The sequence below is a fragment of the Olsenella sp. AGMB03486 genome (assembly GCF_040884255.1).
Lineage (GTDB): Bacteria > Actinomycetota > Coriobacteriia > Coriobacteriales > Atopobiaceae > Olsenella_L > Olsenella_L kribbiana.
Genome location: NZ_JBEVTM010000061.1, coordinates 1 through 868, shown reverse-complemented (window position 1 = coordinate 868; position 868 = coordinate 1). Strand labels below are relative to the sequence as shown.

Sequence of the window (868 nt, the reverse complement as noted above, 5' to 3'; positions counted from 1 at the left end):
TGTGAGGGAATGGAAGCTCGCGCAGGAGCAGTCCCCACGCGACGGCTTCCTCGAGCTCGACTGGGCGCCGGGCACCATGCAGGCCGACTATGGCACCTTCACCGCCACCGTCGCAGGCGAGAGGCCCGGGCTGAAGCTCCTCGTCGCGACGTTCCCGCATTCGAACGTCCGCTTCTGCATCGCGATGATGTGCGAGAAGGCAGAGCGCTTCTGCGAGGGGCTCGTCGAGATATCCGGGATGGCAGGGCGCGTGCCGCGCCTCGTCGTGCCCGGCAATGCCACCGAGGCGGGGCGGATGCTCTTCGGCAGGGTGACGGAGTCCAAGCTCTTCTCCCAGCTCAGGGCCCATTACCGCTTCGAGGCCAGGTTCTGCAACCCCGATTCCGGAAACGAGAAGGGATCGGTGGAGAATGCCGTGGGGTTCCTGCGCCGCAACCTCCTCGTCCCCGTGCCCTCCGTGCCGAGCCTCGATGCGCCGAGCTCGATGCTGCTCTCCGGCTGCAGGAGGACCAGCGCCACGGCGAAGAGCAGGCTGCACGGACCTGCACCCAAGGCCTTCGCCGAGGACCTCGCGGCGATGATGGCCCTTCCGGGCGTGCGCTCCGGCTCCGTGAGATGGGTGCATGTCCGCTCGGGCAAGAGGGGCTACATACAGCTGGACGGCGTCTCCTGCTGCGCAGGCCCTGCCTGGCACAGCCGCGACCTCCTTGCGGGCGCCAGAGCGCGCACGGTCGAGATCATGGACATGCGCGGAAGGCATGTGGCATCCCTTCCGAGGTCGTGGAAGCAAGGAGAGCTCGTGAGGAATCCTGCATCGCTCGTGCCTGCGCTGGTGGCGAGGCCGAGGGCGTTCGGCGAGCCGGCCATG

Annotated in this window: 1 pseudogene; it reads left to right on the top strand. The window is 68.0% G+C overall.

From position 1 onward, the window contains the following. Positions 1-868: pseudogene (locus ABVS03_RS11560) on the top strand (IS21 family transposase); the annotation flags it as partial.